A 17,604-nucleotide genomic window follows, 5' to 3' on the forward strand; every position below is an offset into this window, starting at 1 on the left:
ATGACATGGGACGGACTGATCCAACTCGGCGACGGGGACGTATGGGCGGCGGACAGCGGGGGTGACGGGCCGCCCCTGGTACTACTGCACCCCGGGGTCGGCGACTCGCGGATCTGGGACGGGCTGCTGCCCGAACTCACCGCGCGCCACCGGGTGATCCGCTACGACGTGCGCGGCTACGGGCGCTCGCCGCAGCCCACCACCGCGTACTCGCCGCTGGCGGACCTGCACGCCGTCCTGGACCACTTCGGGCTCGACGGGGTCCGGCTCCGCCTGGTCGGCTGCAGCATGGGCGGCGGAACGGCACTCGGGTTCGCCCTCCAACAGCCCGAGCGGGTCGAGTCGTTGGTACTGCTCTGCCCCGGCGTGCCCGGCTACCCGTGGCCGGACGAACCCGAGCTCGACGCCGAATACGACCGGCTGGTGGCCGCGAACGACCTGGACGGCCTGACCGCCTACGGCCTGCGCGAGTGGGCGGCGTCCGGCGCCGACGAGGCCGCAAGCTCCCAGCTCCGCTCCGCGGCCCGGGCCTGGCCCGGCGAGGACATCCACCAACAGCCCGACCCCCCGGTCTTCGACCGCCTCACCGAACTGACCGCAATACCCGCCACCGTCCTCATCGGCGACCTCGACCGCCCCGCCGCCATCGACTGCGCCGAACAGGCCGCCTCCCGCCTCACCTGCGCCCTCATCCGCCTCCCCGACGTCGACCACCTCCCACCCCTCCGGGCCCCCGACGCGGTCCTCCGCCTGATCAACTGACCGAACCGCCAGCACGACAACCCCACGGCCCAACGCCCGCCCCGCCTCCGCAGGCCGCCGAAACGCGTCGCAGCGGTGGGCGGCCAACTGGCGACGAAGTCCCTCGCCCCTACCGCCGGCCGCAGGCCACTGCCCCACCCCGCCGCCGGCCGCAGGCCGCGTCTCACCACGCCCGCCGCACCGACAGCGGGCCGCGAGAACCGGCGACCAAACGCCAGCGGCGAAGGGGCGGTCAAGCCTGCTCCCCCAACCCACCACTCCGCCAGCCGCAGGCCACCACCCGTCCCCACCCCCACCGGCCGCAGGCCGCAAACCCCCACCCCCACCTCCCCGACCGCAAGCCGCGTCTCACCACGCCCGCCGCACCGACAGCAGGCCGCGAGGACCGGCGACCAAACGCCAGCGGCGAAGGGGCGGTCAAGCCTGCTCCCCCAACCCACCACTCCGCCAGCCGCAGGCCGCAAACCCCCACCCCCACCGGCCGCAGGCCACTGCCCCACCCCGCCGCCGGCCGCTGGCCGCGTCTCACCACGACCGCCCCACCGACAGCGGGCCGCGAGGACCAGCGACCAAACGCCGGCGGCGAAGGGCGCGGTCAAGCCCTCTCCCCCAACCCACCACTCCGCCAGCCGCAGGCCGCAAACCCCCACCCCGCCGCCGGCCGCAGGCCGCGTCTCACCACGCCCGCCCCACCGACAGCAGGCCGCGAGGACCAGCGACCAAACGCCAGCGGCGAAGGGGCGGTCAAGCCTTCCCCCCAACCCACCACTCCGCCGGCCGCAGGCCACCACTCGTCCCCACCCCCACCGGCCCGCAGGCCGCAAACCCCCACCCCCACCTCGCCGGCCGCAGGCCGCGTCTCACCACGCCCGCCGCACCGACAGCGGGTTCCGCAGGTGGGTGACCAGCTCGCGGCGGAGGGCGCGGTCGCGCGCCGTCTCGGTGGGGAGGTCGAGTTGGACGATGTCGACGCCGGCGGCGCGGAGGAGGTGGATGCGGGTGGCGACGGTCGCGGGGGAGCCGGTGTAGGCGTTGGTGAGGTTGCGGCGGATGTAGGAGGCGACCTGGTCCGCACCGGCACCTTCGCGGCCGCGTTCGCGGTCGCGGTCGAGCGCGACGGCGTCGAGGTGCCGGGCGGCGTCGGGGCCGGCGGTGAGCCGTATCGCGTCGCGGCGGAGTCGGCGGAGGTGCTGCTGTGCGGCGGTGTCGGTCTCGGCGAGGACGACGGTGACGTGCCGCCAGATGCGCAGGGTGCGACCGTGGCGGGCGGCGGCGGCGCGGGCTTCGGCGATCCGCAGTCGGGTGTCGGGCAGCGGGAGCGGGGGGACGGCGTACACCTGCGCGTATTTCGCGGCGAGTTCGACGCCCTGCGGCGAGGAGCCGCCGAAGGAGATCAACTCGCTGCCGGGGGCGGGCCGCAGGCCGGGCCTGGCGGCGCGCAGGGTGTAGTACTCCCCGTGGTGGTCGAGGTCGGTCTCGGTGGCGAGGTAGCGGGTGAAGACCGACAGGTACTCCTCGGCGCGCCGGTACCGTTCGGCCTTGGGAAGGGTGTCGCCGTCCCGGGCGACGTCCGCGTCGCTGGAGCCGATGATCACGTGGGCGCTGATCCGTCCGCCGGAGAGCCGATCGAGCGTGGCGAGTGAACGGGCGGCCACGGTCGGCGAGTTGGTGCCGATGCGGTGCGCGGCGGCGATCCGCAGGCGGCTGGTGGCGGCAAGCGCCCAGCCGGCCACCAGCCAGGGGTCGGGCCAGGAGGAGGACTGGACGACGAGTGCGCTGTCCAGCCCGTCCTCCTCCAACTCCCGTGCGGTGCGGCTGATGTGGGCGGGGTCGGCGGTGCGTTCGCGCGGATCGGGTGCCCAGCGCAGGGCCTGCCGTTCGGCGGGGGTGTCGCCGAGGACGGGGGCGGCGCGGACGCCTCCGCGCAGTTCGAGTTCCATGGGGTTCCTCCACGAGGGGTGGCGGGCGGGCCGCCCAACTGCGGCCCGCCCCGGGACAGTTGGCGGTCACCTTGCGGCGGGCCCGAGCCGGGCGAGGGTGTCGAGCAGCCGGGTGCGGCTGGCGAACACCTCGGGCGGCAGCGAGACGTACAGCTGGATGGCGGTGACGCCGGGCTGCTGGTAGCGCAGGATCTGTTCGCGGCACTCCTCGGGCGAGCCGCTGATGAACAGCGCGTCGACGACCTCGTCGGGCAGGGCGCGCTGCGCGCCCTCGTGGTCGCCGTGGGCCCAGCGCTTGTGCGTCTCGGCGAGCAACTCCCCGTTGCCGAGCCACTGGTGGAACTTGCGGTAGGGCTCGCGGTTGAGGATCCAGGCGAGGAACGGCCGGCTGGCGCGGTGCGCGTACGCGGTGTCCTCGGTGGGGCAGACGAACACCTTGACGACGAGTTCCTTGCCGGGTGGCTGCGGCCCGACGGTGTCGAGCACCTTCGGCAGGTCGTGGGCGCCGAGCAGGTTGGTGATCGCACCGTCGCCTTCGGTGAAGCCGAGCCGCAGCATGCCGGGCCGCAGCGCGCCGAGGATGACCTTGACCGGTTCGGTGGGCGGGTGGGGCAGGCGGTAGCCGGTGATGGAGAAGGTGTCGAACTCTCCGGCGACGTGTTCTCCGCGCAGCGCGGCGGTCAGGAATCGCAGCACGTCGCGGGTGCGCTTGAAGGGCTCGTCGAACGGGATGCCGTTGATGTCGGTGACGTGCGCGGGCACGGACGCCCCGATGCCCAACAGGACTCGCCCTGGCGCGAGTTGGGCGAGCGTGGCGGCGGTCTGGGCGAGCACGGCCGGCCCGCGGGTGTGGACGGGGACGATGCCGGTGGCGATCCGCAGGTGCGGCGACCAGGCGGCGGTGGCGGCGAGCGGGGTGAACGCGTCGGTGCCGCCGCCCTCCGCGCTCCACACGTCGCCGTAGCCGAGCTCCGGCAGCCGCTCGACCAGGAAGCGGTGGCGGTCGATGGTGAGCCCGGGCAGCGGCAGGGTGATGCCCCAGGCGGGCGCCACCCGGTGGCGCGGGAGGGCGTTCGTCACGAACTTGCCTTTCTCATAGCTAAACTGACGGGACGTCACTTGCCGACCCGGACGGTGGTGAGGTCGAGGAACCAGGACTGCGGCTGGACGAGTCCGTGGACGGTGGGGGCGAGGGCGCGCGGGTTGCGGTCGTTGACCACGAACAGCCATGGCGCGTCCTCGGTGACCTGCCGCAGCGCGCTGCGGTAGTCGGCCTGGCGGGCGGACTGCTCGGGGTTGGCGGCGGCGCTCGCGAGCAGGCTGTCGACCTTCGGGTTGGTGTAATGCCCGGTCCAGAAGGGGCTGTTGGAGCCGACGAACAGTGGCAGCAGCGCCTCGGACTGGAACAGTGTGGTGGACTGGGCGATGGCGTCGGAGCCGAGCGCGACCTGCCCCTTGGCCTCGGTGCCGATCAGGGTGGTCCAGTCGGTGGTGCGGATCTCCACCTTGATGCCGACGGCGGCGAGGTCGCGCTGAAGCGCCTCGGTGATCGGCACGGGCAGCAGGTTGCCGGAGCCGCCGGTGGGCACCGTCACGGAGGTGCTGAACCCGTTCGGATAGCCCGCCTCGGCGAGCAACTGCCGCGCCTTGGCCGGGTCGTGGGAGTACCGGTCGCCGGCCGGGTCGTAGGCGGCGGTGGCCCGGGGCGCGGCCTGGTAGGCCGGGTCGGCGGTGCCGTGCAGCAGCTTGTCCGCGACGGCCTGTCGGTCGATGGAGTAGTTCGCCGCCTGCCGGACCCGCACGTCCGCCCACGGCCCCTTGGTGGTGTCGAGGATCCAGTACCAGAGGTGGTCATAGCTGTTGGTGAGGATCTGCGCGCCGGCGGACTTCAGGCTGTCCAGGTCGTCGGGGTTCGGGTACTCGATCCAGTTGACACCGCCCGAGCGCAGCGCGGCAGTTCGGGCCGCCGCGTCGGGCAGCGCCTTGATGATCAGCCGGTCGAGCTTCGGGGCGCCGCGCCAGTACGTCCGGTTGGCGGCGAGCTCGACCTGCTGTCCCTCGGTCTGCGAGACGAACCCGAACGGGCCGGTGCCGACCGGGTGTTGGGCGAAGTCGGTGCTGCCGCTCTTGCGGACGGCGGTGGGGCTGGCGATCAGTACGTGCGCCAGGTCCTCGGGGAAGTGCCCGTTGGGTGCGGTGGTGACCAGCTCGATGTGCGCGTCGTCGGTCTTGCGGTAGGAGGCGATGTCGCCCGCGTACTCCTTGGCGGCGGCGCCGAGCGCATCGGTGTACTCCGGGCTGGACTTGTCCAGGTAGCGGTGCAGGTTGAACAGCACCGCGTCGGCGTCGAACGGCGTGCCGTCCTGGAACGTGACACCCTTGCGCAGGGTGAACGTCCAGGTCAGCCCGTCCGGCGCGACCTGCCAGGACTCGGCGAGCGCGCCCGTCACCTGCGGCGGCCGGTCGGTGTCCTTCAACAGCTCGTAGCGGGTGAGCCCTTCGTAGATCTGGAAGCTCAGCAGTCGCTTGCCCTCGAATCCGGCGCCACCGATCACGGTGTCCAGGTTCGGCAGCTTCCCGGTCGCCCCGATCACCAGCGTGCCCCCGCCGGCCTCTCCCCCGGCCCCGGCCTCCGCACCGGCGCAACCGGCCGTCGCCAGCAGGACGGTGGCGGCCGCCAGCGCGGCGGCTCTGGAACGGATGCGGACGTACTTGCTCATGACGGTCCTTCGCTGGGTTCGGTGGTACGGGTGCTTCGGTCGTCGGCGCGGCGCGGGCCGGCCAGCTCCACGCGCGGGCCGGCCAGCTCCACGTGCGAGCCGACCAGCTCCACGTGCGGGCCTGAGGCGGCCAACAGGGCTTGGGTGTACGGGTGTTGGGGGTCGGTCCAGAGCGTGTCGGTGGGTCCCTGCTCGACCACCCGGCCGGCCCGCAGCACCAGGGTGCGGTGCGCGAACCGGGCGACGGCCGAGAGGTCGTGCGAGACGAACAGGTAGGCGGTGCCGGTGCGTTCGCGCAGCTCGGTCAGCAGCTCCAACAGCCGCCGCTGGGTGGCCGGATCGAGCGCGGAGGTCGGCTCGTCGCACACCACCAGGGCCGGCCCGGTCGCCAACGCCCTTGCCACCGCGACGCGTTGCAGCTGTCCGCCGGACAGTTCACGCGGGAACCGCCGGGCCAGCTCCGGAGCGAGACCCACCTGCCGGAACAACTCCCTGACCCGCTCGGCCCGTTGACGCCGGGGCACCCCGTGCGCCCGCAACGCGAACCCGACCGCCTCACCGGCCCGCAACGCCGGATTCAGCGACCCGCGCGGATGCTGCGGCACGAACTGCAGCCTCCCCCGCACCGCCCGATCCGCCCGCGCCCGCAACCGCGACGGATCCCGCCCCTCGAACGCCACCGCCCCACCGTCCGGCCGCAGCAGCCCCAACGCGAGCCGTGCCACCGTCGACTTCCCCGACCCCGACTCCCCCACCAGCCCGACGGCCTCCCCCGCCCGCACCTCCAGACTCACCCCGCTGACGGCAGCCCGGCCCGCCCAGCTCTTGGAGACGGCATCCAGCCGGAGCAGGGGTGCGTCCGCGCTGCTCGACCCCACGACGGTCATCGAAGCGATCCTTCCGAGTCGGCCGGGACGAGGAGCGTCCCGGCGGGGCCGGTGGCGGTCAGGCGGCCGTGGTGGAGAACAGCGACGGTGCCGCCGATCCGGGCAGCAGCGGAGAGGTCGTGGGTGACCAGCAGCAGGGCGAGGCCCCGCTCGGTGCGCAGAGCGGTGAAGAGGTCGAGGATGTGGGCCCGGACCAGGGCGTCCAGGGCGGTGGTCGGCTCGTCCGCGATCAGCAACTCGGGCCCGCACGCCACCGCGAGAGCGATCGCCGCACGCTGCCGCAACCCGCCGGACAGCTCGTGCGGGTACGCGGCGGCGGCCCGCTCCGGGTCCGGCAACCCGGCGGCGGCGAGCACCGGAAGAGCGGCCGCGCAGGCCGCCTTCCGCCCGTCCGCCAGGCCGTGCCGGCGCAGCACCTCCACGAGCTGCGCGCCGATCCGGCGCAGCGGGTCGAGAGTCGCGGACGGATCCTGCGGGACGTAGCCGATCCGCCGCCCCCGGATTCGCGACAACTCCCGTTCCGGCAGCCCGAGAAGCTCGGCATCGCCGAGCCGCACCGACCCCCGCACGGCCGCACCGCGACCGGGCAGCCCCAGAACGGTCCGCGCCACCGTGGTCTTCCCGCTCCCGGACTCCCCGAGCAACACCAGTGCCCGCCCGGCCGGGAGCGTGAGACTCACCCCGTCCACGGCCCGCACCCCACCGGGGTACTCGACCGTCAGGTCCTCGATCGTCAGCACGCCAGACGGTGCACGACCAGGGAGAGCACCACCAGGGGCGCTGGGGGTACCCCCAGCGAAGCGAGGGGGCGGAACTGCGCGAAGAGGAACGCGTCCACCAGCCAGATCGCGACGCGGGACAGTCAGTTGCACTTGATCGCGACCTTGCGGACGGGCCTGCGCTTGTCGCGCAGTTCCCCGCGCCCCCGGTTTCGCACCCTCCCCCGCGCGCGCTCTGAGCGTCTCGCCGAGGGTGTTGAACAGCACCGAGACCGCCAGGATCACCAGCGCGGGAATGGCCGCGAGCCAGGCGTGGGTGAAGATCGCAGGGCGCAGCTCGTCAAGCATCGCGCCCCACTCGGGGGTCGGCGGCGCGACCCCCAGGCCGAGGAACGACAGGCCGGCGGCGTAGACGATCGCGAGGCCGACCAGCGAGGTCGCATAGACGAGCACCACGGGCGCGACCACCGGCAGCACTTGGCGCAGGACCAGCGCGGTCCAGGTCGCACCACTGACCCTCGCCGCCTCCAGGTACTCCGCGGCCCGGATCCGCCGCGTCTCGGTGAACGCGACCCGCGCGACAGCCGGTGTCAGCACCACCGACAGCGCCAGCACCGTCGCGCTCAAGCCGGGTGTGAGCAGCGACGCGACGGCGATCGCCAGCAGCACGCCGGGGAACGCGTACAGCACGTCCAGCGTGCGCAACAGGGCCTGCTCGGTCACCCGCCCGCCGAGCCCGGCGGCGATGCCGAGCAGCGCACCGGCCACCCCGGCCACCGCGACGGGCAGCAGTCCGGCCGTCAGCGAGGGCCGAGCCGCCCACAGCAGCCGGCTCAGCAGGTCCCGCCCTTGCGCGTCCGTACCCAACAGGTGCCCTGCGCTGCCGGGGTCGAGCAGCCGGTCGGCGAGCTGCCCGGCGGCGGGATCGGCGGGCGCGAGCAGCGGCGCGGCGACGGCCAGCAGGACAGGCAGCAGCACGCCTACGCCCAACGCAACAACAGGAAGTCGATTTGTCGTCATGTCATCAGCCCCGCACCCGGGGATCGATCGCGGCGTGCGCGGCGTCCACCAGCAGGTTGATGCCGACGAAGGCCGCGCCGACGATCAGCACCCCGCCCTGGATCAGCGGCAGGTCGCGGGCCGTGAGCGCGTCGTAGAGCAGGCGGCCGAGGCCGGGCCAGGTGAACAGGGTCTCCACGAAGACCACTCCCTCCAGCAGGTAGGCCAGTTGCAGGCCGCCGATGGTCAGCAGCGCGGGCGAGGCGTTGTGCGCGCAGTGGCGCAGTACGGCGGCGCGGCCGAGGCCGCGGGCGCGCAGGCCGTCGGCGAGGTCGCCGTCGAGGACGGCGGAGAGCGCGGCGCGGTGGACGCGTGCGGTGAGGCCGAGCGGGACGAGGGCGGCGGCGGTCGCGGGCAGCAGCAGGTGGCGGAGCAGGTCGCCGGGCCCGCCGCCGGAGCCGAATGCGTCGTGGGTGCCGCCGGCCGGGAGCAGTTGCCAGTGGACGGCGAACACCGCGATCAGCAGCAGCGCCACCGAGTACTGGGGGGCGGAGACGGCGAGCGTGGAGGCGGCGCTGCACAGGCGTCCCCACGGGCCGCGCGGGCGCAGCGCGCCAAGGGTGCCGAGCAGGACGCCGCCGGCGAGGACGAGGGCGAAGGCGGCGGCGGTGAGGGTGAGGGTCTGGCCGAGGGCGGGCAACAGCAGTGCGGTGACGGGGCGTTGGGTGGACGTCGAGGTGCCGAGGTCGCCGGTGAGGGCGTGGCCGAGCCAGTCGAGGTAGCGGACGGGCAGGGGCCGGTCGAGTCCGATCCGCTCCGCCAGCGCCTGCCGGGCCTCGGCGGGTGCGCCGGGGCCGAGGAACGCGGTGACGGGGTCGCCGGGGACGAGAGCGACGGTGGCGAACACGACGGCGCTCACCCCCAGCAGGGTGGGCACGGCGAGCAGCAGCCGGCGCAGCAGGAATCCGCTCACGGGGTGCTCGGGTCAAAGGCGACGGTGGCGGGCATCGGGCTGCGGTTCCTCCGGTTCGGCGACGGGGCGCGAGGCACCAGAGGCTGTCCTGGTGCTTGCGGCGCGGCCCGTCGGGTTGTCCACGAGGGTTGCGAACAGTGCGCGTGGGCAGCCAGCCAGGCGTTCATGCCGGTACCGGTGGTCATAGGACCGGCGGGACGGGGTATCGCGCTGGGGTCGCCCCTGGGGCTGCGGATCGTCCTTGACCGCCCGTTCGCGGCGTACATACGATTTCCGGCATGGCATATCGGCGGACCGACTTCACCCTCTGGGGGATCGGCGGCTCGTGGCACCGCAGGTGCTTCGACGAGACGTGTCGCCCCGGCACGGCGCGCCGCCCCCTGGCCTGACCGGGCCCTGACCGGGCCCTGGGCGCCGCCCGTCCTCCGCCGGGATCCGCGCCGTACGCCGTCGTCCGGCCGCCGTCGCCGATCCCCACGTCCCGTGCCGGGGCCCCGCGCCCCGGCCCGCCACCTTCGAGGGGACCGATCCGCCATGCACCCGTACCCCGTCACGCCCTCCCGCCGCCGGGAGGTGCCGTGCCCGCGCTGACCCGCGGCTCCACCCGCACCCTGCGCCCGCCCACCCGGCGCGGCACCCGGTCGCTGGACGCCCTGCACACCGAGATCGAGAACCCGCTCGACCTGCTGGCGGGCCATCAACTACTCACCGACGCGGCTCCCGCCTGCGCCTGCGGCCACCCGCTCTGCCCGTCCGGCGGCGCCCACCGGCCGGCCGCCACCCGGATCTTCCTGATCGAACGCCACCCGGTGGTCAGCGCCGGACTGCGCAGCCTCCTCGCGCCCGACCCGGAACTCGCCGTGATCGGCACCGCGACCGACGCCGCGCACGCGGTCGCCGCCGTCCACCGGGCCCGGCCCGACCTGATCCTGCTCGGACGAGGGCCCGGCCTGGACGCCGACCTCGCCGCCGTCGCCGCACTGCGCCGGCCCGAGGGCGCACCCGACGCCCGCGTCCTGCTGCTGCGCCGCGCCGCGACCACCACCGAGGCCAGCCGCATCCTGATGGCCGGCGGCAGCGGCTGCTTCCCCCTCGACCTGCCGCCCGACCGGATCATCGACGCCGTCCACCTCGCCGCCGCGGGCGCGACCCTCTTCCTCCCCGCCCCCACTCCCCTGCGCCCGCACCCCGCCCCCGCCGAACGCCCCCTCGACCAGGCCGGCCTGACCGACCGCGAACGCCAGGTCCTCACCCAACTCGCCCTCGGCCTCAGCAACGCCGAGATCGCCCGCCGCCTCACCCTCGCCGAAGCCACCGTCAAGAAACACCTCACCCACGCCATGCGAAAAACCGGCCAGTCCGACCGCCTCCGCGCCGCGCTCTACGCCGTCCGGCACGGCCTCACCGGCTGAGCCCAACAGCGCGCCTGGGCAACCGAGTTGACCTCTGGCGGCACCGCCTCAGTACCGCCGTCGGTCACGGCCGCTCGAACCCGGCATCGACGTCCTCGGGCCACTCGATCCCCCACAACGTCGAGGCGTCCGCCCAGTCGAGGTGCCACTCCTCACGCCTCACTCGGCACCTCTCCACTCGTCGAACCGGTCGGCCCGACCTACGAGGCCCCGGCCGGGTTGCTCCGGCCGGGGCTGAGATTATCCACGGATGCGCGAACTCGACGAACTGATCGATGTGGACGACCCCGCCTGGCCCGAGCTGCGGAAGGCCCTCGACGACGCCCCTTCCGTCCGGGTCCTGCCCGCCGATGAGCAGGAGGCCCGCCGCTGTCTGCTGCAACTCCAGGTCACCGCACGCTCCACCCTCGGCGCACTGACCCTGCACACCGGCGGCCTGCTGCTGGACGACGGCTGGCTCCGCGTCTTCGGAGGCGGCGGGCCCGCGAGCCTGGGCCGGGTCAACCGGTTCCCCGCCACGTTCGATCCCGCCTGGCACCCGGGGACCGGCCTGGTCCTCGCCCACGACGTCCTCGGCGGCGTCTTCGCCCTGAACGGCCACGACCCGGCCGCCGAGGGCCGCCCCGGCACACCCGGCCAAGTGACGTACTTCGCGCCCGACTCGCTGGAATGGGAGTCCCTGGACGTGGGCCACTCGGCCTGGCTCGGCTGGTTGCTGTCCGGGCAGTGGGAGACGTTCTACGACGGCCTGCGGTGGCCGGGTTGGCGCGAGGAGACAGCAGCGCTCGCGGCCGACGAGGGGATCGCGGTCTACCCGTTCCTGTGGTCGGAGCAGGCTCACGAGGATCTCGCGGCCACCAGCCGGAAGCCGGTCCCGATGCGCGAACTCCTCGGCGTTGCGGGAGAGTTCGCGCAGCAGGTGGGCCTGCCGGACCCCGGCTTCCTCGGCGACGTGTAGCGACGGGGCCGCCTCGACGCGACTGGCACCCCCGTATCTCCCCGGCTACTGCACACGGGTGTCCGCCGCTGCCCGCGGGCGGGTGGCGCGGACTGTGCAGCCAGCCGCGGTGGTGAGGGTGACGGCTGCGCAGAGGGCGGCGGTGGCCAGCAGTTCGGGCCAGGCGACGGCGATTGACGGGTCGGCCAACAGGGCGGTCAGCGCGGCGTGTTGGGTCACGGCGGTGAGCGCGGTGGCGGCCGCCGCAAGCAAGGTACCGGCCAGGACGGCGATCGCCGCCTCGACGGCCACCACCGCCACGATCTGGCGGCGCACCGCCCCCGCGAGTCCGAGCAGGGAGAACTCGCGGTGGCGTCCGGCCACGGCCATCGCGAGCGTGCCGGCGACCGAGATCAGCGAGTACGCCAGTGCGATGCCGAGGACCACCACGGCCGCGTTGTCGGCCTGTTCGGCGGCCTTCGCGTGCGCGGCCGCCAATACGGCCTGCCGGGTGGTCAACCGCGCACCCGTCCCCGCCAACGCCCGCTCGACCGCCGGGAGTTGGGACTCGCTCAGCCCGTCCAGATACAGCAGGGTGGGCGCCACTGCCCCGGTCACCGACGCCGACAGGTATGCGTCGTCGCCACCGAGCCCGCGCGCCACCACCGCCGCGACCACCACCGGAACGCGGGCGCCCGTCGGCAGCAGGGCAACCAGGCGGTCGCCCACGGCAATGCCGTCGGACTCGGCCGCGTGCTCGTCGATCACCAGGAAGTCGTCCGGCAGCGCCGCCACCGACCCGTCCCGCACCGGCGGCGTGAACGTCCGGCCGAACGCCGCCGCCGGGACGGCCTGCACCCGCAACGAGTCGAGCTGCTCGCCCGTCGGCGTCCCTATCTTGACGTTCAGCGAGGTCACGGGCGTGACCCGGACACCGGGCACGGCGGCCAGCCGGTCGGCCAGACCCGTCGCGCCGGGCGGCGCCAGCACCACGTCCGTCGCCCGCACCTCCTGGCGCTGGCGGGCCAGGACTGCGGCGTCCGCGGACTGCTGCACCGTCAGCAGGGTGCCGACCAGCCCGACCGCGATCACGATCGGCCCCACCGTCGCGGCGGTGCGCCGCCGTTCGGTCAGCACGTTCTCGCGCACCAGCATCGGGCCCGCCTTCGTGGAACGCCGCATCGGCCAGGTCAACAGCCGCACCAGCGGCGGCAGAAGCACCGGCGCGAGCAGTGCGAACGCACCGACGTACAGCACCGGGACGGCCTGGTACTTGCGGACGCTGGCCGCCAGGTACGGCTCGGAACGGGCGACGGCCGCGCCCGCAACCACCGCCCCGACCAGCAGCGCACCGCCCAGCAGCAGCCGCACCGGGACCCGGCCGCGCCGCTCCACCGCGCTCTCCCGCAGCGCCTCGGCGGGGCGGATCACCGACACCCGCAGCAGCGTCGCCGCCGAACCGGCCAGCGCGGCAACCACTCCCAGTACGAACGCGACCAGCAGCGGCAGCGGGTGCACGGGCACGGTGAACCAGGACGGGGCGACCTCGTGCCGCAGCATCCATCCGCGCAACGGGCCGACGGCGAGCGGCGCGAGCGCGCAGCCGAGCAGCGCGGCGGCCGTGCCGATCAGGGCGGCCTCGCCGAGCACCAGCCGCCGCACCTGCCGGGGCGCGGCGCCGACCAGGCGCAGCAGGGCGAGTTCGCGGCGGCGCTGCTCCGTGGCGAACGCGAAGGTCGCGACGACCACGAACACGGCCACGCAGACGGCCAGTCCGGTGGTGCTGCCCGCCATCGCCTGCGCGTTGGCCAGCGCCTGCGCGCCCCCGGTGTCGTCGGGGTCGAGCCCGGTCCGGTCCTGGCCGGCCAGCACGACGGCCCGTTCGCCGACCGTGGCCCGCAGTTGATCGGGCGTCATGTCCGAGACCAGCGCGTTGATGCCCGGCGACAGTCGTTGCGCCTCGGCGTCGGTGAAGAACGCGGCCCGCTCGAACCAGCGCCCCTCGGTGACGCCCACCACCCGGTAGCGTCCGACTCCCAACTCCACCTTCCGGCCGATCAGTTGTGCGTCCGCGCCGGTCAGCACCGCCTCGTCGGCCGCCTGCGGCGGGCGTCCGGCGCGCAGGTGGTAGTCGGCGTACGCGGCCGAGGACCAGGGGTGTCCGGTGGCGTCGCCGTCGAATCGGACCGGGAAGCTGCGGTCGGCGACGGCACCGGCCAACTGCCCGACCAGCTCAGGCGGAAGGACCGCCGGAGCCTTCATCGGACGCCCCGCGAACCCGGCGGGGGCGACGACCGTCCCCGCGTCCCGGAAACGCTGCGGCCCGGGGTGCGGGGTGCCGAAGGTCGCGGTGAGGACCAGCGCCATGGTCCCGATCATCGTCGTACCGAGCGCGAGCGCGACGAACGCGCCGAGGAAGCTCGTCCAGCGCCCCTTCAACGTGGCTGCCGCGAGCCTCAACACGCCTGCTCCTCCGGCTCCAGCGCGGCCATCCGCAGCGCGACGGCCTCCGCCGTCGGCTCGTGCAGCTCGCCGACCACCCGGCCGTCCGCGAGAAACAGCACCCGCTGGGCGTACGAGGCGGCCACCGGGTCGTGCGTCACCATGACCACCGTCCGACGGTGCCGCTCCACCACCTCGCGCAGCAACGCCAGCACCGCCCGCGCCGAACGCGAGTCCAGGGCGCCGGTCGGCTCGTCCGCGAAGATCACCTTCGGCCCGGCGGCCAAAGCCCGTGCGATCGCCACCCGTTGCTGCTGACCGCCCGACAACTCGGCGGGACGATGGTCGCCCCGCTCCGCGAGCCCGACCTCCGCCAGCCGCCGGTCGATCTCCGCCGAATCAATGGGCCGCCCGGCCAACCGCGGTGGCAGCTCCACATTCTGACGGGCCGTCAGAACAGGTACCAAGTTGAACGACTGAAACACGAACCCGAGTTGCTCCCGCCGCAGTTCGGTCAGCGCCCGCTCCGACATCCGATGCACGGGCGCGCCGTCCAGCAGCACCTCCCCCGCGTCCACCGGCTCCAGCCCGGCCGCACACAGCAGCAGCGTCGACTTCCCCGACCCCGACGGCCCCATCACCGCCGTAAAACTCCCCGCCGCGAACCCGGCATCCACCCCATCCAGCGCCCGCACCACCCCCTCCCCCCGCCGGTACGCCCGCCGCACCCCGGCCAGCCGCACCACTTGCTCCCCCGCCACCATGTCGTTCTCCACCGCCCAGACGCTAGACCCCCGTCCACCCCCAGCACCTCCGGGAACCCCCCTGATCCCGACCCTGATCTGCCCCCGACCTGCGACGGAACGCAGGGCTTCATTCGATCGGGTCGTTCCGGTCCGTCGTCCGCGCCGCAGGCCCGGGACGGCCGTTACCGTCTGCTCGTTCGTCCACCATCCCTTTGCTCACCCCAAGGATGCTCATGAGCATGTCAGTTGCCGGACGCCTGGCGGCGGTGGCCGCCGCACTCTAAATTTCCGTCCTGCCGGGGCTCACCGCGCCGGCCCACGCCGCCGAGGAGGACTGCCCCAAGGACAAGTTCTGCTTCTGGTCCGAGCCGGACTACTCGGGCACGTTCCGGGCGGCCGATCCCAAGCCGGGCGGGTGCGCCAAGGGCGGAAAAGTCACCTGGCCCGACGAGACCAGGTCGAGGGTCGAGTCGCTCTACGACAACACCAGGTTCCTGTTCGAAACCTACGGGAACGAGGACTGCTCCGGAGCCCCCGTCGCCATCCACCCGCCCGGCTTCTCGGCGGCGAGCATCGGATCCGACGTGAAGTCGTTCCGGGTGTCCCCGGTCTGCGAGAAGGGGGGGTGTGCTTCTACTCGGGCGCGGACTTCACCGGTGACGTCGTACAGAACTCCGACTGGAATCTCGGATTCTGCACCAGCAGCGGCATCCCCGCGCGGAGCGTCTACAACATGACCGGGTACACCGCCTCCCTGTTCGACACGAACGGCTCGTGCCAGAACGCCCGCGCGGTGGACCTGCCCGCCTACACCCCCAGGAGCTACGACGACACCTCCTCCGAACGCCGCGGGCTCCCCGCCCGGGCACGACGATCCGGCACCACGCGCGTACGCACTACCGTCGCTACACCTCCGACCACGGCCGGCGGCCCCAGCACCGCGCGCCAGAGGTAGCCGGGCCAGGCCAGCCACCGCTCGACGGCCAGCGGCAGCACGCACCCGCCGACCAGGGCGCCGACCGCGAGCAGGGGCAGCAGGACGGCGAGCACCGTACCGGCCCGGCGACACCAGCCGTCCGGTGCGGAGACGTCGCACACCGGGCGCCGCCACAGGTACCAGTGTGCCAGGGCCGGCAGGGCGAGGGCGGCGATGAGGCCGAGCACCACGGAGGCGATCATCGCGCCGCCGGCATGTACGGCCCGTTGACGACTCCCCGCGCCGGGCTCCGACATCTCCCGGGCGTCTTTCGCTGCGTCAGATCTGAGCTTTTCCGGACCCCATTCCACCCACGCTGACCTTGTCCTTTATGTCCGGCAATCAAACATTTACCGGAACGTTGTTCATATTTGCGGAGGGAGAAGTTAGGTTGCACCGCAATGCGCGGATCCGTCCCCCCCCACCCTCCGGCGTACGTGCCGAGGGGCAGGCCGCGCTGGAAAGGCACAGGCGCCCTTGATGAATGTGGAAACCACCACCCCCGCTGTCTCGCCCCCCGGCGGCGGCTCCACCCCACCCCCGGCCGACGGTCACCTGAAGGCGGGACTCAAGAACCGCCACCTGTCGATGATCGCGATCGGCGGCGTGATCGGCGCCGGCCTGTTCGTCGGCTCCGGCGCGGGCATCGCGACCACCGGCCCCGGCATCCTGCTCTCGTACACGCTCGCCGGCGCGCTGGTCGTCCTGGTGATGCGGATGCTCGGCGAGATGGCGGCGGCCGACCCGCAGAGCGGCTCGTTCTCGGCCTACGCGGACCGGGCGCTCGGCCGGTGGGCCGGGTTCAGCATCGGCTGGCTGTACTGGTTCTTCTGGGTCGTGGTGCTCGCCGTGGAGGCCACCGCCGGCGCGAAGATCCTCAACAACTGGATGCCAGGTGTGCCGCAGTGGGCGTTCGCACTGATCGTGATGGTGGTACTGACCGCGACCAACCTGTTCTCGGTCGCCTCCTACGGCGAGTTCGAGTTCTGGTTCGCCGGGATCAAGGTGGTGGCGATCGCCGCCTTCCTGGTGATCGGCACGCTGGCCGCGTTCGGGCTGCTGCCCGGCACCCACGCGGTCGGGATGACGAACCTGACCGGCCACGGCGGCTTCCTGCCGCACGGCGTGGGGGCGGTGTTCACCGGCATGCTCACAGTCGTCTTCGCCTTCATGGGCAGCGAGATCGTCACCCTGGCGGCCGGCGAGTCGGAGGACCCGCAGAAGGCGGTCCGCAAGGCGACCAACAGCGTGATCTGGCGGATCGGGATCTTCTACCTGGGCTCGATCCTGCTGGTGGTGACCCTGCTTCCGTGGGACTCCGCCTCGATCAAGGGCAGCCCGTACGTGGCCGTGCTGGAGCACATAGGGATCCCGGGCGCCGCCCAGGTGATGGACGTGATCGTGCTGACCGCCGTGCTGTCCTGCCTCAACTCCGGGATGTACACCGCCTCCCGGATGGCCTTCTCGCTCGGCCGGCGCGGGGACGCACCCCGGGCGTTCGCCTCGGTGACCAAGCGCGGGGTGCCGCGGGTCGCGATCCTCTCCTCGGTGGTCTTCGGCTTCGTCGCCGTCTTCTTCAACTACACCTCCCCCAACACCGTCTTCGCCTTCCTGCTGAACTCCTCCGGTGCGGTGGCGCTCTTCGTCTGGCTGGTGATCTGTTTCTCGCAGCTGCGGATGCGGCGGATCATCGAGCGCGAGACCCCCGAGCGCCTGACCGTGCGGATGTGGCTGTACCCGTACCTGACCTGGGCCGCCATCGGCATGATCGGGTTCGTGGTGGTGTACATGTTCACGGACGCCGACGGGCGGAAGCAGATGTACTTCTCGCTGGTCGCCGCAGCGATCGTGCTGGTGGCGTCGGCCGTGGTGGGCCGCAGGCGACGGACGGCGGCGGCTGCCTGAGCCACCGCCCCGCCCGGGGAACGCCGGGCCCGGAAGCCGTTGCGGAGGCTTCCGGGCCCGGGGGCGTTCCGGTACCCGCTCGTGACGGGCCGGACATCGGGACAGCCTGTTCGTGCTGGTCCGGCGTGTGCTCTGCCACCCCGGATGCGCTGGGCGCCCTGGCGCTTCCTCGCATCCGCCGTGAGC

At 73.4% G+C, this 17,604-nt stretch carries 14 protein-coding genes; 5 read left to right on the forward strand and 9 right to left on the reverse strand.

Translation table 11 applies throughout. The features are described 5' to 3' along the window. On the forward strand, positions 1-762 hold the full coding sequence (locus tag ACFYS8_RS04815; protein WP_387635761.1) for an alpha/beta fold hydrolase: 762 nt from the start codon (positions 1-3) through the stop codon (positions 760-762). An 860-nt stretch (positions 763-1,622) separates the two neighbouring features. Here the strand turns inward: ACFYS8_RS04815 and ACFYS8_RS04820 are convergent. The 6 genes from ACFYS8_RS04820 to ACFYS8_RS04845 form a co-directional block, all read right to left on the reverse strand. Then, a complete protein-coding gene (locus ACFYS8_RS04820; protein WP_387635764.1) occupies positions 1,623-2,702 on the reverse strand; it encodes an LLM class flavin-dependent oxidoreductase in 1,080 nt (359 codons plus the stop codon). A gap of 66 nt (positions 2,703-2,768) precedes the next feature. Further along, positions 2,769-3,782 (reverse strand): LLM class F420-dependent oxidoreductase, encoded by a 1,014-nt coding sequence (locus ACFYS8_RS04825; protein WP_387635767.1) that lies wholly within the window; start codon positions 3,780-3,782, stop codon positions 2,769-2,771. Between the two features lie 35 nt (positions 3,783-3,817). Continuing rightward, a complete protein-coding gene (locus tag ACFYS8_RS04830; protein WP_387635770.1) occupies positions 3,818-5,422 on the reverse strand; it encodes an ABC transporter substrate-binding protein in 1,605 nt (534 codons plus the stop codon). Beyond that, complete coding sequence (locus ACFYS8_RS04835; protein WP_387635772.1) at positions 5,419-6,309, reverse strand: ABC transporter ATP-binding protein; 891 nt, start codon at positions 6,307-6,309, stop codon at positions 5,419-5,421. The genes ACFYS8_RS04830 and ACFYS8_RS04835 overlap by 4 nt, the downstream gene beginning before the upstream one ends. Then, positions 6,306-8,006 carry an ATP-binding cassette domain-containing protein gene (locus tag ACFYS8_RS04840; RefSeq protein WP_387635774.1) on the reverse strand — a complete coding sequence of 567 codons (1,701 nt, stop codon included), beginning with the start codon at positions 8,004-8,006 and terminating at the stop codon, positions 6,306-6,308. Before ACFYS8_RS04840 ends, ACFYS8_RS04835 begins: the two co-directional genes overlap by 4 nt. A 46-nt stretch (positions 8,007-8,052) precedes the next feature. Beyond that, entirely contained in the window at positions 8,053-9,000 is a 948-nt protein-coding gene (locus ACFYS8_RS04845; protein WP_387635776.1) for an ABC transporter permease, read from the reverse strand. 578 nt (positions 9,001-9,578) lie between these two features. Here ACFYS8_RS04845 and ACFYS8_RS04850 point away from each other — a divergent pair. Both ACFYS8_RS04850 and ACFYS8_RS04855 read left to right on the forward strand, forming a co-directional pair. Next, positions 9,579-10,412, forward strand: coding sequence for a LuxR C-terminal-related transcriptional regulator (locus tag ACFYS8_RS04850; protein WP_387635779.1), 834 nt, complete (start codon positions 9,579-9,581; stop codon positions 10,410-10,412). 250 nt (positions 10,413-10,662) lie between these two features. Continuing rightward, positions 10,663-11,370 carry a DUF2625 family protein gene (locus ACFYS8_RS04855; protein WP_387635781.1) on the forward strand — a complete coding sequence of 236 codons (708 nt, stop codon included), beginning with the start codon at positions 10,663-10,665 and terminating at the stop codon, positions 11,368-11,370. Positions 11,371-11,415: 45 nt separating this feature from the next. On the opposite strand, the gene ACFYS8_RS04860 is transcribed toward ACFYS8_RS04855, so the two are convergent. Further along, positions 11,416-13,809, reverse strand: coding sequence for an FtsX-like permease family protein (locus ACFYS8_RS04860; RefSeq protein ID WP_387635783.1), 2,394 nt, complete (start codon positions 13,807-13,809; stop codon positions 11,416-11,418). Then, positions 13,806-14,555 (reverse strand): ABC transporter ATP-binding protein, encoded by a 750-nt coding sequence (locus ACFYS8_RS04865; RefSeq protein WP_387636849.1) that lies wholly within the window; start codon positions 14,553-14,555, stop codon positions 13,806-13,808. Before ACFYS8_RS04865 ends, ACFYS8_RS04860 begins: the two co-directional genes overlap by 4 nt. 275 nt (positions 14,556-14,830) lie before the next feature. On the opposite strand from ACFYS8_RS04865, the gene ACFYS8_RS04870 reads away from it, so the two are divergent. Continuing rightward, entirely contained in the window at positions 14,831-15,274 is a 444-nt protein-coding gene (locus tag ACFYS8_RS04870; RefSeq protein WP_387636851.1) for a peptidase inhibitor family I36 protein, read from the forward strand. An 85-nt stretch (positions 15,275-15,359) separates the two neighbouring features. On the opposite strand, the gene ACFYS8_RS04875 is transcribed toward ACFYS8_RS04870, so the two are convergent. Further along, on the reverse strand, positions 15,360-15,770 hold the full coding sequence (locus ACFYS8_RS04875) for a hypothetical protein (RefSeq protein WP_387635785.1): 411 nt from the start codon (positions 15,768-15,770) through the stop codon (positions 15,360-15,362). Between the two features lie 223 nt (positions 15,771-15,993). Here ACFYS8_RS04875 and ACFYS8_RS04880 point away from each other — a divergent pair, with 223 nt between their 5' ends. Continuing rightward, a complete protein-coding gene (locus ACFYS8_RS04880) occupies positions 15,994-17,418 on the forward strand; it encodes an amino acid permease (RefSeq protein ID WP_387635787.1) in 1,425 nt (474 codons plus the stop codon). Positions 17,419-17,604: the final 186 nt, after the last annotated feature.

Origin of the sequence: Kitasatospora sp. NPDC004615 (genome assembly GCF_042873545.1) — a bacterium.
GTDB lineage: Bacteria > Actinomycetota > Actinomycetes > Streptomycetales > Streptomycetaceae > Kitasatospora.

Coding starts and splice junctions, on each gene's coding strand:
- ACFYS8_RS04865 (WP_387636849.1), bottom strand. CDS start 14,555: ATGGTGGCGGGGGAGCAAGTGGTGCGGCTGGCCGGGGTGCGGCGGGCG.
- ACFYS8_RS04820 (WP_387635764.1), bottom strand. CDS start 2,702: ATGGAACTCGAACTGCGCGGAGGCGTCCGCGCCGCCCCCGTCCTCGGC.
- ACFYS8_RS04830 (WP_387635770.1), bottom strand. CDS start 5,422: ATGAGCAAGTACGTCCGCATCCGTTCCAGAGCCGCCGCGCTGGCGGCC.
- ACFYS8_RS04855 (WP_387635781.1), top strand. CDS start 10,663: ATGCGCGAACTCGACGAACTGATCGATGTGGACGACCCCGCCTGGCCC.
- ACFYS8_RS04880 (WP_387635787.1), top strand. CDS start 15,994: ATGAATGTGGAAACCACCACCCCCGCTGTCTCGCCCCCCGGCGGCGGC.
- ACFYS8_RS04815 (WP_387635761.1), top strand. CDS start 1: ATGACATGGGACGGACTGATCCAACTCGGCGACGGGGACGTATGGGCG.
- ACFYS8_RS04835 (WP_387635772.1), bottom strand. CDS start 6,309: ATGACCGTCGTGGGGTCGAGCAGCGCGGACGCACCCCTGCTCCGGCTG.
- ACFYS8_RS04875 (WP_387635785.1), bottom strand. CDS start 15,770: ATGTCGGAGCCCGGCGCGGGGAGTCGTCAACGGGCCGTACATGCCGGC.